14 protein-coding genes are annotated in these 14778 nt (G+C 60.5%); 11 read left to right on the plus strand and 3 right to left on the minus strand.

Annotated features, from left to right (window positions below; genetic code table 11):
* The first annotated feature begins 8 nt into the window (after positions 1 to 8).
* The 9 genes from tssE to AC1Q9F_RS05500 all read left to right on the plus strand — a co-directional run bounded on the left by tssE (position 9) and on the right by AC1Q9F_RS05500 (position 10240).
* On the plus strand, positions 9 to 452 hold the full coding sequence (gene tssE, locus AC1Q9F_RS05460) for a type VI secretion system baseplate subunit TssE (RefSeq protein ID WP_492618731.1): 444 nt from the start codon (positions 9 to 11) through the stop codon (positions 450 to 452).
* Positions 436 to 2229, plus strand: a complete 1794-nt coding sequence (gene tssF / locus AC1Q9F_RS05465; protein ID WP_492618730.1) for a type VI secretion system baseplate subunit TssF — start codon at positions 436 to 438, stop codon at positions 2227 to 2229. Before tssE ends, tssF begins: the two co-directional genes overlap by 17 nt.
* Positions 2193 to 3218 carry a type VI secretion system baseplate subunit TssG gene (gene tssG / locus AC1Q9F_RS05470; protein WP_492618729.1) on the plus strand — a complete coding sequence of 342 codons (1026 nt, stop codon included), beginning with the start codon at positions 2193 to 2195 and terminating at the stop codon, positions 3216 to 3218. The genes tssF and tssG overlap by 37 nt, the downstream gene beginning before the upstream one ends.
* A gap of 1 nt (position 3219) precedes the next feature.
* A complete protein-coding gene (gene tssH / locus AC1Q9F_RS05475) occupies positions 3220 to 5760 on the plus strand; it encodes a type VI secretion system ATPase TssH (protein ID WP_492618728.1) in 2541 nt (846 codons plus the stop codon).
* 58 nt (positions 5761 to 5818) lie between these two features.
* Entirely contained in the window at positions 5819 to 6391 is a 573-nt protein-coding gene (locus AC1Q9F_RS05480; protein ID WP_207983128.1) for a hypothetical protein, read from the plus strand.
* A gap of 163 nt (positions 6392 to 6554) precedes the next feature.
* Positions 6555 to 7088, plus strand: coding sequence for a hypothetical protein (locus AC1Q9F_RS05485; RefSeq protein ID WP_492618727.1), 534 nt, complete (start codon positions 6555 to 6557; stop codon positions 7086 to 7088).
* Positions 7089 to 7105: 17 nt separating this feature from the next.
* Positions 7106 to 7606, plus strand: a complete 501-nt coding sequence (locus tag AC1Q9F_RS05490; protein WP_207983130.1) for a hypothetical protein — start codon at positions 7106 to 7108, stop codon at positions 7604 to 7606.
* A gap of 57 nt (positions 7607 to 7663) precedes the next feature.
* Complete coding sequence (locus AC1Q9F_RS05495) at positions 7664 to 9685, plus strand: type VI secretion system Vgr family protein (protein ID WP_492618726.1); 2022 nt, start codon at positions 7664 to 7666, stop codon at positions 9683 to 9685.
* 12 nt (positions 9686 to 9697) lie between these two features.
* On the plus strand, positions 9698 to 10240 hold the full coding sequence (locus tag AC1Q9F_RS05500; RefSeq protein ID WP_492618725.1) for a toxin-antitoxin system YwqK family antitoxin: 543 nt from the start codon (positions 9698 to 9700) through the stop codon (positions 10238 to 10240).
* Between the two features lie 143 nt (positions 10241 to 10383).
* On the opposite strand, the gene AC1Q9F_RS05505 is transcribed toward AC1Q9F_RS05500, so the two are convergent.
* Positions 10384 to 10779, minus strand: coding sequence for a DUF4280 domain-containing protein (locus AC1Q9F_RS05505; RefSeq protein WP_007958887.1), 396 nt, complete (start codon positions 10777 to 10779; stop codon positions 10384 to 10386).
* Between the two features lie 190 nt (positions 10780 to 10969).
* Here AC1Q9F_RS05505 and AC1Q9F_RS05510 point away from each other — a divergent pair, with 190 nt between their 5' ends.
* A complete protein-coding gene (locus AC1Q9F_RS05510; protein WP_007958889.1) occupies positions 10970 to 12037 on the plus strand; it encodes a phosphotransferase family protein in 1068 nt (355 codons plus the stop codon).
* Between the two features lie 38 nt (positions 12038 to 12075).
* Entirely contained in the window at positions 12076 to 12843 is a 768-nt protein-coding gene (locus tag AC1Q9F_RS05515; RefSeq protein ID WP_085687598.1) for an SDR family oxidoreductase, read from the plus strand.
* A gap of 45 nt (positions 12844 to 12888) precedes the next feature.
* On the opposite strand, the gene AC1Q9F_RS05520 is transcribed toward AC1Q9F_RS05515, so the two are convergent.
* The gene (locus AC1Q9F_RS05520) at positions 12889 to 13485 is read right to left on the minus strand and encodes a trimeric intracellular cation channel family protein (RefSeq protein WP_492618724.1); all 597 of its coding nucleotides are present in this window, start codon (positions 13483 to 13485) and stop codon (positions 12889 to 12891) included.
* Between the two features lie 905 nt (positions 13486 to 14390).
* Positions 14391 to 14633 carry a DUF1652 domain-containing protein gene (locus AC1Q9F_RS05525; protein WP_207983134.1) on the minus strand — a complete coding sequence of 81 codons (243 nt, stop codon included), beginning with the start codon at positions 14631 to 14633 and terminating at the stop codon, positions 14391 to 14393.
* Positions 14634 to 14778 lie beyond the last annotated feature (145 nt).

Below are 14778 nucleotides of genomic sequence, written 5' to 3' on the forward strand. Positions count from 1 at the left end.
GCGCGGCCATGGCAGGCACCGGCTTACTTCCACCGCTGTTCGAACGCCTCGCCTCGAGCGAGGGCGAAGGGGCGCGGGAGTTCGATCGGCAGGATCTGCTCGACTCGGTGCACGCCGAGCTCGGGCGCCTGTTCAACACCCGCCGTGGCCCGCGCACCCTGACCACCCCGCCCAGCGTCATCGACTACGGCATCGCCGACTGGAGCGCGCTGCAACAACAACGCAGCGATGATCGTCGTCGGCTGATGCGGGACATTCGCGAAGCCATCACCCATTTCGAACCGCGCCTGCTGCTCGGCGAGGTTCAGGTCAATCCCCTGCCCGAGCACCCGCAGCGCTTGAGCATCCGCCTGCTCGGCGAGTTGCGCAGCGGCACGCAGCACTGGCCGGTGGCGTTTGTCATCGAGCCCGGCAACGAAGGGCTGGAGGTGCGCCATGAGCGACTCGATTGACCCGCAACTGCTCGACTACTACCAGCGCGAACTGACCTGGCTGCGACATGCCGGCGGACAGTTTGCCGAGCGCTATCCGAAAGTCGCGCGACGTCTGGAGTTGTCTCCCGGCGAATGCCCCGACCCGCACGTCGAACGATTGCTGGAAGGTTTCGCCCTGCTCGCCGCACGCCTGCAACGACGCCTGGATGACGACTACGCCGAATTCAGCGACGCATTGCTCGAACAGCTTTATCCCCTGGCCATGCGCCCATTGCCGTCGTGTGCGATCGTCCAGTTCGAACCGGACCCGAGCAAAGGCAACCTCGACGGCGGCTATCCCCTGCCCCGGGACACGCCGTTGTTCGTCACCACCAGCAAGGGCGAAAGCATCCACTTTCGCACCAGCGCCGCCGTGCGTTTGTGGCCAGTCGAAGTCAGCGAAGCCTTGTTGCTGGGCAGCGATGAAGCCCAGGCGCTGACCGGCGTAGCGCAGTCCCGCTCGGCGTTGCGCCTGAGTCTGCGTTGCCTCGGCGAAAGTCAGTGGTCGGAGCTTGGCATCGAACAACTGCGCATTCACCTGGCCGCGTCACCGGTGGTCAACGCCAGCCTCTATGACCTGCTCGGCGCCCACGCGGTGCAGGTGTTGGCCGGCTCGCCGGGGAGCATTCCCGCCCTCGTGAAAGGCCTGCCGAAGATCGTCGGTTTCGCCGACGACGAAGTGCTGCTGCCGGACGAAGATGGCGTGCATCCGGGCATGCGTCTGCTGGCCGAGTACTTCGCGTTCCCGGACAAATTCCACTTCTTTGATCTGCCCCTGTCCGGCGTTTCGAGTGACAGCCAGACGCTGTATCTGTACATCGTCTTTGACCGGGCCCCGGCGGGTCGCCTGCATTTGCAGGCCAGCGATATCGCCCTCGGCTGTGCGCCGGTGATCAACCTGTTCCCGCGCACCTCGGAGCCGCTGCGCCCGGACGGCACCCGCAGCGAGTATCGCCTGATCGCCGACAGCCACCGGGAAAACAGCGTCGAGATCCACAGCATTCGCAGTGTGCGCGCCAGCTCCGCCAGCGGTGTGCAACGGCTGCCGGCGTATTTCGGCAGCCAGCACAGCAGCGGTGACCGGCAACGTTACTGGCATGCGCGGCGAGTCAACGGACAGACGCCGAACCGGCTCGGCAGCGATCTGCTGGTCAGCGTCGTCGACACCCGTTTCGAACCGCAGACCGACCTGCCCGATTACAGCCTCACCGCCGAACTGCTCTGCACCAATCGGCATCTGGCGCAGAGCCTGCCCGCCGGTACGCCGCTGGGTTTCGAACGGCCGGGCCCGGTGGCGTGGGCGCGCCTGCGCAATCCACCGAGCCCGCAGAGCCTGCCGCGTCTGGACGGTGATTCGCGCTGGCGGCTGGTGTCACAACTGACCCTCAATCATCTGTCGCTGGTCGAAGGGCCACAGGCGCTGGATGCGCTGAAGGAAATCCTGACCCTGCACAACCTGCGCGATGAAGCCAGCGCCCTGCGCCAGATTGAAGGTCTGCTGAGCCTCGGTTGCGAGCGGGTGATCGGCCATGTCGGCGCCGACGCCTGGCGCGGCTGGCGCAACGGACTTGAAGTGCAATTGCAGCTCGATCCACAGCATTTCGTCGGCAGCAGCGCGGTGTTGTTTTCAGCGGTACTCGCGCAATTCTTTTCGGTGTACGCCACGGCCAACCGCTTTGTGCGCACGGTACTCATGCAGGCAGACAAGGAGGTCAAGGCATGGCAACCCCAAGCCGGCATGCCCCTGTCGCTCTGACCCTGAGCCAGCGCCTGCGCCGCGATCCGCAGGCGTTCGAATGGTTGCAGGCATTGCTGTTGCTGGAGCGCGAACAGCCTCAGGCCGACTCACTCGGTTCGGGTACATCGCCACAGGCCGAAGCGCTGAAATTGCGCGGGCCGCTGACGCCGTTGTTCGCCGCCAGCCAGATCGAAAGCCTGGAGGAAAACCCCGGTGAACCGCTGACCCTGAACTCGCCGATGTTCGGCCTCGGCGGCCCCGACGGCCCGCTGCCTTACGCTTATCAGGAATGGCTGCAACAACGGGCGCGGGCCAAGGATCACGCGCCCGCCGAATTCCTGGACCTGTTCCAGCATCGGCTGCTGAGCCTGCTGTACAAGGTGATGCGCAAACACCGGATCGCCCTCGGTTTCACCACGCCCGGCGCCTCGCCGGTGCAGGCGCAACTGCGGGCGCTGACCGGGTTGTTGCCCAAATCCCTGCAAGAGCGCCAGGCGATTCCCGACTGCGCCGTTCTGGCCTGCACGGCGTTGTACGCCGATGGCCGTCGGTCGTTGGCGGGGTTCGCGGCGATTGTCCGTGAGCAGTTTTCCGTGGCGGTGGAACTGAGCGCTTATGAAGGGGCGTGGCGTGAGATTCCACGCGTCAGCCGCAGCGTCATGAAGGCTGGCGGACGCAATCTGCAACTTGGCCGCAGCGCTGTCGCCGGGACTCGGGTCTGGGATGAACATGCCGGCATTCGCCTGACGTTGGGGCCGCTGCCATCGACCCAGGCCGCGCGCTTCTTGCCTGACGGTGAGGCGCATCCGGCACTGGCCAGCCTTGCTGCGCTGTATTTCGGCCCGGATCTGGACGTGAAACTGGTGCTGCGGGTGCGCGGGGCCGGGCCTCTGCAACTCGGCCGACAAACCCCGACCCTGCTGAGCTGGAACGGCGGCCTGCAACGGCAGACCAGCCTGGCCGTGCAACGGATCGAAACCCGCCTGCGTCAGCTGGAGATCACCTGAAATGGAACTGGCCAGCCTGATCGGACGCCTCAACCCAGACAACCGCCGCGCCCTCGAACGCGCTGCCCAGCGGTGCTTGCAGCGCGGGCATCACTTTGTCGAGATCGAGCATTTGTTGCTGGAGTTGCTGGATATCGAGGGCGGCGATTTTGCCTTTCTGCTGCCGCGTTTTGGATTGGAACGGGATGCGCTGACGGCGGAGATCAACAAGGCGCTGGACCTGTTCAAGGCTGGCAGCACGCGCACACCGGCATTGTCTTCGCACACGCTCGGATTGCTCGAAGACGCGGTGGTGCAGGCCAGTGTGCTGGGCATCGACAGCATTCGTTCCGGGTTGCTTTTATTGGCGTTGATCGACCGTGACGAGCGCCGCAGCCTGCTGCTCAACAGTGCATCGTCATTGCTGCGAATTCCGAAAGAAGCGCTGCGCGCAAACTTGCTGGAGTGGACGGAAAACTCCCGCGAGCATGTTGGCCCGCGCTCTGTGTCTTCGGGGAGTCCAACACCACGGCAAGACTCCGTGCTCGATCAATACACCCAGGACCTGACCGCCGACGCTCACGCCGGGCGCATCGACCCGATCGTCGGTCGCGATGGCGAAATTCGCCAGTGCATCGACATTCTTCTGAGACGCCGGCAGAACAACCCGATTCTGGTCGGTGCGCCGGGCGTAGGCAAAACCGCCGTGGTCGAAGGACTGGCGCTGCGCATCGCCGCCGGGGATGTGCCGCCGTCGTTGCAGGAAGTCAGTCTGCGGGTGCTCGACCTTGGTTTGCTCCAGGCCGGGGCCGGGGTCAAAGGCGAATTTGAACAGCGACTCAAAGGGGTTATCGACGCGGTTCGCAGCGCCGACAAACCGATCATCCTGTTCATCGACGAGGCCCACACGCTGATCGGCGCTGGCGGTGCCGAAGGTGGCAGCGATGCGGCCAACTTGCTCAAACCCGCGCTGGCCCGAGGCGAATTGCGCACGTTGGCCGCCACGACCTGGATGGAATATAAAAAATATTTCGAAAAAGACCCGGCCCTCGCCCGCCGTTTCCAGCTTGTGCAGGTGGAAGAGCCGGACGAAACCACTGCCGTGGAAATGCTCCGCGGCGTGGCCGCCAAACTTGAACAGCACCACGGCGTGCAGGTGCTGGATGCGGCGATCCACGAAGCGGTGAAGCTCTCGCATCGCTACATTTCCGGCCGCCAGTTGCCGGATAAAGCCATCAGCGTCCTCGACACTGCGTGCGCCCGGGTCGCCCTCGGCCAGCACGACGTGCCGCCACCGCTGGAGAGCCTGCGCCATCGTCAGCAAAGCCTCAAAGAAGAAGTTGAACGCCTGCGCCGGGAACAGGCCACGGGGCTCGATCACCGCGAGCGCATCACTCTGTTGGAAAGTGAATCGAAGACCAATGTCCAGGCCATCCGCGAACTGGAAACCCGCTGGGGCGAAGAGCGCGTGGCTGTGCGCGAACTGCTCGACACTCGCCGCGAATTGCTTGACCTCAGTGAACGCGCCGACAGCGACAAACCGGATGAAGCCACCGACAGTCGCATCGATCATCTGGCCGCCGAACTGCTGCGCCTGGAAGCCGGACTCGATGCGATCCGCCAGGACGATCCGCTGGTGCCCGAACAGGTCGACGGAAAAACCGTCGCCGCCGTGATCGCCGGCTGGACCGGCATCCCCGTCGGCAAAATGCTCGCCGACGAAGCCCACGCAGTGCGCACTCTCGGTACACGCATGGGCCAGCGAGTGATGGGCCAGAGCACCGCGCTCAACACCATCGCGCAACGATTGCAGGCCTATCGCGCGGGGCTCACCGATCCGCAAAAACCGGTCGGCGTGTTCCTGCTGGTCGGCCCCACGGGCGTTGGCAAAACCGAAACCGCCTATGCGCTGGCCGATGCGTTGTACGGCGGCGAACGCAACCTGATCAGCATCAATCTCTCGGAATATCAGGAAGCCCACACCGTCAGCCAACTCAAGGGCGCACCACCCGGCTACGTCGGTTACGGCAGCGGCGGCGTACTGACCGAAGCCGTGCGGCGCAAACCGTATTCGGTGGTGTTGCTGGATGAGATCGAAAAGGCGCATCCGGATGTGCTGGAAGCGTTTTACAACGTGTTCGACAAGGGCTTGATGGAAGACGGCACCGGGTTGGTGGTGGACTTCAAAAACACCGTGATGCTCGCCACCAGCAATGTCGGCGCCGAGTTGCTGCTCGATACACCGACTGCACAACTCGGATCGGAAGCCTTCAACGAAGCGCTGCACAAAGTCCTCCTGCAAGCCTTCCGCCCAGCGTTTCTGGCACGCATGACGGTGGTCGCGTACCGGCCGCTGGATGAGCAGACGCTTGAAGGGATTGTGTTGGCGAAGCTGGAGAAATTGCGTGGCCGCTACAAGGCCGCGACCGGCAAGCAATTCGAGTTTGATTCGGGAATCGTCAAAGCGGTACTCGCCAAATGCAGCGCGGCAGGCGCGCGGGATGTCGAGAACGTGCTGATGACGCAGGTGACAGGGAGATTGGCGGAGTGGGTGTTGGAATGACCGCCGTCAACGAGAATTGACGGAACGCAAAAATGGCACCCGCGCAGGAGACGGAGTAATGACAGAAGCGGATTTTTTGAATGCGGTGCTGCAGGCAGCAGGTGTACACCCAAAGCTGCAAGATACCGATGAACCAAGTCAATTTACGAAGAGCTGGGTTTCTGAAGGTCCTTGGGAGAGTGCTGCGCAAGTTGAGATAGCTCACCATCTACGACGTGGTTACGGCATCACAACGAAAATTCGCGAAATCAGTTACCCGGAGCCTTACTCCAGCGAAAAGGTCGATTTCTATTTCGAACTGCAAGATGAGTCCTACGCCATTGAAATAAAAGTAGAAAGCACGAACGGCTTATTCGGCGGCGCAAACTTACAGGAATCGATCACCCGTGACGTTTACAAATTAGGCGGTTTTGTGGCCGACCACCGATGGGTCGTGGTCATAGCCACCAGCCAAAAAAATTGCGAGCTGCTTGATTTCACCTTGAATCGCGGGGACTCATGGTCTCGAGATGTGGAGGGCCAATTCAAGGCTTACCTGTGCAACATTGACACGTACCCACACGGACTGCCCATCGATCGCTCAAAACAACTTTCCGCACCTTTCAACTTTATAACCAACTACTACAAGTGATCTCATTCGCACTTTCCATCCGAGGAACACATTAATGTTGACCAATAACAAAAGCGAATTTGCTCTTGCGACCAAACAAATAAATCCGCATCTTTGCCAGCGCATTAAACGATTTTAGGAGTGGGTGAAGGGGTAACGCATAAATCCAGATGGAGAAAAAGAGATGGCCACTCACGAAGTTAAGTTTGACGGGACAATAATAGCCCGCGTCCTTGTCAGTGCCGAAGCGGAGAAGAAAACACTCGCCATTGTAGGAGAGCCCGTGGGTGATGCCAAAAGTCGTGAGTTCGTGACTATTGCAAAGCTATTTGAAGCCAACAGACCGTCAAAGACGGATCTGACTTGCATCGCTCCCACTGACGACAGCTATGACGTCGGGGTCATGATCGGCGGCGTCTTGTTTCAGGCAGATATCAAGACTATATATCCGAGTTTTGAGGCTCGCAAAGGCCACGGAACACTTTTGGACGATTTGATCGATATCATGGATAAAAGTCTTGAGAAGGAAAAACGCCAGGGAAACATATGCCTGTTCGACCTTTCTTATATCGGACAGGGGCTCAGACAATCAATGAGCAGCATCATTCACAACACTTCGCAAACATCGATGACTCTGGAATACGATTATTCCGGACAACAGAATCACTTCATACTACCTAAAAAATATGAATTTCACCTCGGCAACTGGTACCACTAAAAATAAAGGAGAACGTGATGGCTGACGTCGCAGGCACTCGTGAAACATCAGCACTTTCAGACATTGAAAGAGGGGTTATCGCCCGCATCCAGGCGGTCAACGATGACATCGCAGGTCATGTGGGAAACATTGATTTCAGCAATCCGGGAGCGTCGGCCTCATATGGCTTCCATGGCATACGCAGCGCTCACGGAGTCGGCAGCTTCAATGTAACCGTCCAAAACATTGGCTTTATAAGAACACTCTATCCAAGTAGAAGCTCGATCGGCAATCTCTATCAATCGAACTCCATGAACAAGAAAAAAATAAAACTTTGCTGGCTTTGTTACTCCGAGGCCGCTGCAACAGGACATGCAAATAATCAAATTCCAACTCTAGTCGAGTTCAGCGGCACCGGAGGTGGAAGGTTATTACTTGAATATGCAAGAGACTGGCTTTTTTACACGCCCGACCACTATGCGACCTATTTCCTCGTCACGTTGAATAACGTTCCAATCCGAACCATGGCCAACTGGTAATACTGATACGGACCTGTCGGAAAATGTGCAACTTGATACTGCCCTTGAGGAAGTTCCATGTCCCGTTCTACCGACAGCAACACCACCCTCTCCCTCACCGCTGCTTCGCTGTCGGCGCTTTACCCTGAGTCGCTGTCCGGCGACGAAGCGCTCAACACGTTGGGCTCACAAATCCTCAACGGCCTCAACGACGGCACCTCCCTCACCCTGACCAGCGCCATCGCCACCCACGTCACCACCACCCTGCACAACGACGCCCAACTCCGTCCCTTCGACGCACTGGTCGCCGAAATCCGCCAGCTCCCCGCCGATGCCACCGCCGATGCCACCGCCGAACGCTATCAGCTGGTTCTAAGGCCGTGGCTCTGGTGGCTGACCCTGGCCAGCAACAACCGCGTGTTCCAGAACCTCGACACGTCAGACATCGTCACGACGATTTTCAAGGCCCACGGCTTCACTGACTTCAAGTTGTCGCTGACCGGCAGTTACACCCCACGCGAGTACTGCGTGCAGTATGGGGAAACCGATTTTGCTTTTGTCTCGCGGCTGCTGGAAGAGGAAGGCATCTTCTGGTTTTTCACCCACGAGGACGGCAAGCACACGCTCGTGCTGGGCGACAGCAACGACGCTTTCGTACAGATACCCAACGGGCCGAAGGTCAAGTATCTGGGCCAGCAAATGGGTGAGCGTGAGTTGCATGGCATCCGCTCAGGCCAGGTCTGCTTGCAAGCGGTGGCCGGGGTGTACAAAGCGACGGATTACGAATTCACCACGCCGACCACTTCACTCTATGGTCAGGCCGAAGCCGTGGCCGGGCCGCGTTCGATCTATGAGCATCCCGGCGGTTACAACGCCAAGGCGCGCGGTGATGCATTGACCAAGCAGCGGGTCGACGGGCTGCGCAGCGAGGAGAAACGCTTCGTCGGCGAGAGCGATTGTCGCTGGTTGATTCCAGGTCACTGGTTCACCCTCGACGGCCACGAAGACACAAGCCTGAACATCGATTGGGTCGTCACGCGGGTGACCCACGACGCCAGTCATGAAAGCTATCGCAATCGCTTCGAAGCGATCCCAAAGGCCACGCCGTTTCGTCCGCAACGTGTTACGCCAAAACCACGCATGCATCCGCAAACAGCGATCGTCGTCGGCAAGTCCGGCGAGGAAATCTGGACCGACGAATACGGCCGGATCAAGTTGCAGTTCCCGTGGGATCGCGACGGCAAGAATGACGAAACCAGTTCCTGCTGGGTGCGCGTGGTGCTGCCGTGGAGCGGCAAGGGTTTCGGCATGCAGTTCGTGCCGCGCATCGGTCAGGAGGTCATCGTGACCTTCATCGACGGCGACCCGGATCGGCCGCTGGTCACCGGTTGCGTGTACAACGGCGACAACGCCCTGCCCTATGCCTTGCCCGCCAACCAGACCCAGTCGGGGATCAAGACTCAATCTTCGAAGGGCGGCGGTGGTTTCAACGAGCTACGTTTCGAGGACAAGAAGGACGCCGAGGAAGTGTTCCTGCAAGCGCAGAAAGACCTGAAGATCAACGTGCTCAACGACACCACCGCCACGGTCGGCCACGACGAAACCCTCACGGTGCAGAACGCCCGCACCCGCACGGTCAAGGACGGCGACGAGACCGTGACGCTTGAGAAAGGCAAACGCAGCGTGACCATCCAGACCGGCAGCGACAGCCTCGATGTGAAGGACAGTCGCACCGTCAAGGTCGGCGCCGACCAGAACCACAGCACCGGCGGCAACTACACCGACAAGGTCACCGGCGATTACAGCCTGACGGTGGATGGCAACCTGACGATCAAGGTCAGCGGCACCCTGACGCTGCAAAGCGGCGGCAGTTTCACGATCAAGAGCGGCGCGGATCTCGCGACTTCGGCCAGCACCTCGATCACCCAGAAGGCCGGCACCGCCATGACCAACCAGGCCGGTACTTCGCTGGACAACAAGGCCGGGACGACGCTGACCAACGACGCCGGCATCAGCCTCACCAACAAGGGCGCGGCCTCACAGACCGTGGACGGCGGCGGCATGCTGACCATCAAGGGCGGTCTGGTGCAGGTCAACTGACAAGGAGAAGCCATGGCGATCACACCGCTGGATCTGCAGCAGGATGACAAGCAGCTCAAGGGGCGCTTGCAGGACGGTCAACTCGATGGCCCGTTGAACATCAAGGACGACGGGCGCAAACAGGCGGACCTGAATTACAGCCAGGGCGAATTGCAAGGCACGTCCCTGCTCTATCACCCCAATGGCAAGGTCTCGGCGCAGATGCCGTTCGTGCGTGACAAGCTGCAAGGCATCGCCAGTTTCTACGCGCCCGAAGGCTGGTTGCAGCGCAAGGCCACCTACCGGCGCGGTTTGTTGCATGGCGAGGCGTTCAATTACTTTCCCGACGGGCAAGTGGCCGAGGCCGAGTTCTATCGCGATGGCGTGCGTGAGGGGCGTTATCAGCGCTTTCATCCCAACGGCAAACCGGCGCTGGATGCGCGTTATCTGAATGGGCAACTGATGGAGCCGGAGCAAGGATTTGCCGAGGACGGGCGGCCGCTGGATGCCGATGGCAAGCCGATTTCCCGGGTGCGCTGGTGGTTTCGCAAGTGGACAGATCCGCAGCAGGCCTGAAGCTTTTCGAGTGAATGAACCGGCCTCTTCGCGGGCAAGCCCGCTCCCACAGTGGTCGGTGTTGTTTACACAATTGCATTCACAACGCAGCCCCTGTGGGAGCGGGCTTGCCCGCGATGGGGCCAGCACACTCAATGCAAGAATCAGGGAATCAACATCTGCATCTGCCCCGGCATCACGATCTTGATCACTCCCGCCCAGTTGCACATCAACGTGCTGTTGGCATCGATCGCCGGCATCCCGCCCAGCAGCAGGGTCGGCGCGCCGCCGGGGATCCACGGCGTGGCGGTCGCCGGAATGCATGGCATCGGCGTCAACACGCCCAGCGCCGCAGCCGTGGCAGCGGCGACCATCGGGTTGGCCATGCTCATGCACATGCCGAACGTGGTGACGTTGACCAGCGGAATATGATCCATGATGTTCGCCGCCGGCATCCCGCCGGTCAGCGTGCGGTTGACCGGCAGCACGTTGAGCACCGCCGGTGCGGCGCCGAAACTGCATTGCAGGGTGGCGCTGGCACAGACTTGCGGGCAGCCCATTTCAAAGCTCCTTCGTGAACAAGGCATACGCGCTAAACCTTAGTCGCCAGCGGCTCGCCGCGCACATTCCCAAAGGTGATTATCGTCCAACACGCTAACCTATAAGACCGAACCGCGCTTGTGACGACCCGAGCGCGCCATTAGATTAGCCAATGATGTCTGGCCTCCAAAATAAGCAGAAGGGATAAGCATGGCGCTTACTGACCAGTCCACCCGTATCCGCTCTGGCGAAGAACTCGATGCCAGCCTGATCGATCCGTACCTCAAAGCGCACATTCCGGGCCTGACCGGCACACCGCAGATCAGCCAGTTTCCCGGCGGCGCGTCGAACCTGACCTACCTGCTGGAATACCCGGACCAGGAATTCGTCCTGCGCCGTCCGCCGTTCGGCCACAAGGCCAAGTCCGCCCACGACATGGGTCGCGAATTCCGCATCCTCAACCAGTTGCGCGACGGCTTCCCGTATTGCCCGAAAGCCTACGTGCACTGCACCGACGATTCGGTGATCGGCGCCGAGTTCTACGTGATGGAACGGGTCAAGGGGATCATCCTGCGCTCGGACCTGCCGCCGGAACTGGGGCTCGATTCGGCGAAAACAGAGGCGCTGTGCAAGAGCTTCATCGATCGTTTCGTCGAACTGCACCGGGTCGATTACAACGCCTGCGGCCTCGGCGACCTGGGCAAGCCTGAAGGCTACGTCGCCCGCCAGATCAAAGGCTGGAGCGAGCGCTACGAAAAAGCCCTGACCCCGGACGCACCGCACTGGGAACAGGTCAAAGCCTGGCTCAACGACAAAATGCCGGCCGATCACCCGACCTCAAGCATCGTCCACAACGACTACCGCTTCGACAACGTCATCCTCGACCCGAACAACCCGATGCAGATCATCGGCGTGCTCGACTGGGAACTGACCACCCTCGGCGATCCGCTGATGGACCTGGGCAACACCCTCGCCTACTGGATCCAGGCCGACGACCCGGCACCGGTGCAACTGATGCGCCGCCAGCCAAGCCACGCCCCGGGCATGCTGACCCGCCGCGAATTCGTCGACTACTACGCCGAGCGTTCGGGCATCCAGATCGACAATTTCGACTTCTACTACACCTACGGCCTGTTCCGCCTGGCCGGCATCGTGCAGCAGATCTACTACCGCTTCTTCCATGGCCAGACCCAGGACAAGCGCTTCGCGCAGTTCATTCACATGAACAAACTGCTGGAGCAGATGAGCCTGCAGGTCATTGCCAAATCCAGCCTCTGATGACGGCGTTATAACAAGGCTTACTACAAGGGAATCCCATGTCCAAGACTCAGTTGTTCGACCTCGACGGCAAGATCGCTTTCGTCTCCGGCGCCAGCCGCGGCATCGGTGAAGCCATCGCCAAACTGCTGGCCCAGCAAGGTGCCCACGTCATCGTCTCGAGCCGCAAACTCGAAGGCTGCCAACACGTGGCCGACGCCATCATCGCCGCCGGCGGCAAGGCCACAGCGGTCGCCTGCCACATCGGCGAAATGGAACAGATCAGCCAGGTCTTCGCCGGGATCAAGGAACAGTTCGGACGCCTGGACATCCTGGTCAACAACGCCGCGACCAACCCGCAGTTCTGCAACGTGCTGGACACCGACCTCGGCGCCTTCCAGAAAACCGTCGACGTGAACATTCGCGGCTACTTCTTCATGTCGGTGGAAGCCGGCAAGCTGATGCGCGAAAACGGCGGCGGCAGCATCATCAACGTGGCGTCGATCAACGGCATCTCGCCGGGGATCTTCCAGGGCATCTACTCGGTGACCAAAGCCGCCGTGATCAACATGACCAAAGTCTTCGCCAAGGAATGCGCGCAATTCGGCATCCGCTGCAACGCCCTGCTGCCGGGCCTGACCGACACCAAATTCGCCTCGGCGCTGGTGAAAAACGACGCGATCCTGAAGCAAGCGCTGACGCAGATCCCGCTCAAGCGCGTAGCCGACCCAAGCGAAATGGCCGGCGCCGTGCTGTACCTGGCGAGCGATGCCTCGAGCTACACCACCGGCGTATCGCTGAACGTGGACGGCGGCTTCCTGTCCTGATCCGCTTCTGACGCAAAACAAAAGGCAGCCCACGGGCTGCCTTTTTCATGCCTCCAGCACCTTCGGCAACTGCCAGCCAAAATGCACCGACAACAACCGCAACAACAAACACGCCGCCCCCGCCAGCAACGCAGCCGCCACCGGCGGCACACCCAGCCTGCGCCCGACAATCAACACCGCCGCCCCGACAAACGCCGAACTGGCATACAAATCCGCCTGCAACACCACCGGCACCCGCGCCAGCACAATGTCACGCAGCACACCGCCACCCACCCCGGTAATCGTGCCCATCAGCATGGACACAAACGGCGAGATCCCGAAATTCAACGCCTTCTGCGCCCCGGCCACGGCAAACAACGCCAACCCCGCCGCATCCAGCACGATCAAGGTTGAACCGGACCAGCCCAGCACCAGCTCATGAAAAACAAACGCCACCCCGCCCATGGCAAACGCCAGCGCCGGATAACGCCAGTCCGCCACAGCCTTGGGCGGCGTAGCACCGATCAACAGATCACGCGTCACCCCGCCACCGAGCGCGACGATGAAGGCAATCACCATCACCCCGAGCAGATCGAGCTGACTGCGCATCGCCGCAATCGCGCCTTCAATCGCAAACACCGCCGTGCCGACCAGATCGGCCACCAGCACAATCCACTCGACCCGCGCCTTCCCAGGCGCCCGGCTTATTGAGTGACGCAACGGGTCTTGGTGATGTGTCGAGTCACTTGCCCGTCGGCATAGGCATCACCGGCGACCTCGGTATTTTCCATGACCTGACAAGTCCGCTCAGGTGGCGGAGGCGGTGCTGCCGGCGGAGGGGGTGGAGGACTGGCGCAGCCACTGAGCAACACCAGACCGACAGCCGACAACAACGAAGAACACACGCGTTTCCCAGGATTGTTCATAGGATGACCCGCGATGAATGGAAGAAAACTCCCGTCGCCGAGCAGGACAACGCCCGGTTATGGAAACCGAACCACTCATTCCTTATAGACCAGTGGACTGCAAGTGCCAGTGAAATGGCTCGAACCGGCAGGATTTGCTGTCGATTTTCGGGATGAGTCGGCCACCGCCGACAAGCCATCACCTACAGGTGAATGTCAGATCGGGACGCAGAGCGTCCCGGGCTGCATTCCCACGCTCCGCGTGGGAACGATCAAAGCAAAAGCAGTCCGCTCTTCGATTCTCACCACTCAAAACGATGAGCGTTAGCTCGAGTACCGCTTTTGATCGGAGGGCCCGTCGGCAGGCTGAGTGGAGGGATTGATCCGGGGGTGGGAGCGCAGCGACCGTTTGGCGAAGCCAAACACATCGAGAGGAGGTGCAGCGAAGCAAACCGTAGGCGATGCCCCCGGATCAATCCCGGAGCGAAGGAACCCCGAGCCACAGCGAGGGCCGTACGTCAGGGTAAAGCCTTTTGGGTTACCTTTTCGGCGTTTGGAAAAGGTGACCCGCCGTAAGGGCGGAACCCTAAGAAGCCGTTACCGCAGCAACGGATATTCACACCAAACCACCCCAGAGCCTGGTCGGCCCAGAGGCCGCCAAGTTCAACCGGGCGAACGCAGGGAATTACTCTGAAGCTCATACCGCAATTCATCAATCAAGGCATCCACCGCTTCCGGAGTACGCAAGGCACCAAGACTCAACCCACTAATCACCAAATCCACCCGCCCCGAAACCGGCTCATACAACTTCACAGTAAGCGAGTGATCCCCATCCACCACACACTCACAAGCCAACGGCGAAAAACTACGCTCAAGCCGAGCCCGCAACTGCGCCAGATAAATCATCGCGCCAGCTCCACACAACCAGACTCAACAACCAACAACACATTCATAAAGGGCTGATCCATTAGCAGGTTCCAAAAAGACACGATCACCAAAAAAATGCATCGCACCTCACCAGACTAAAAACACCTCGCCCGATCAAACACCC

The organism is Pseudomonas sp. GW823-FHT04A03, assembly GCF_058796615.1.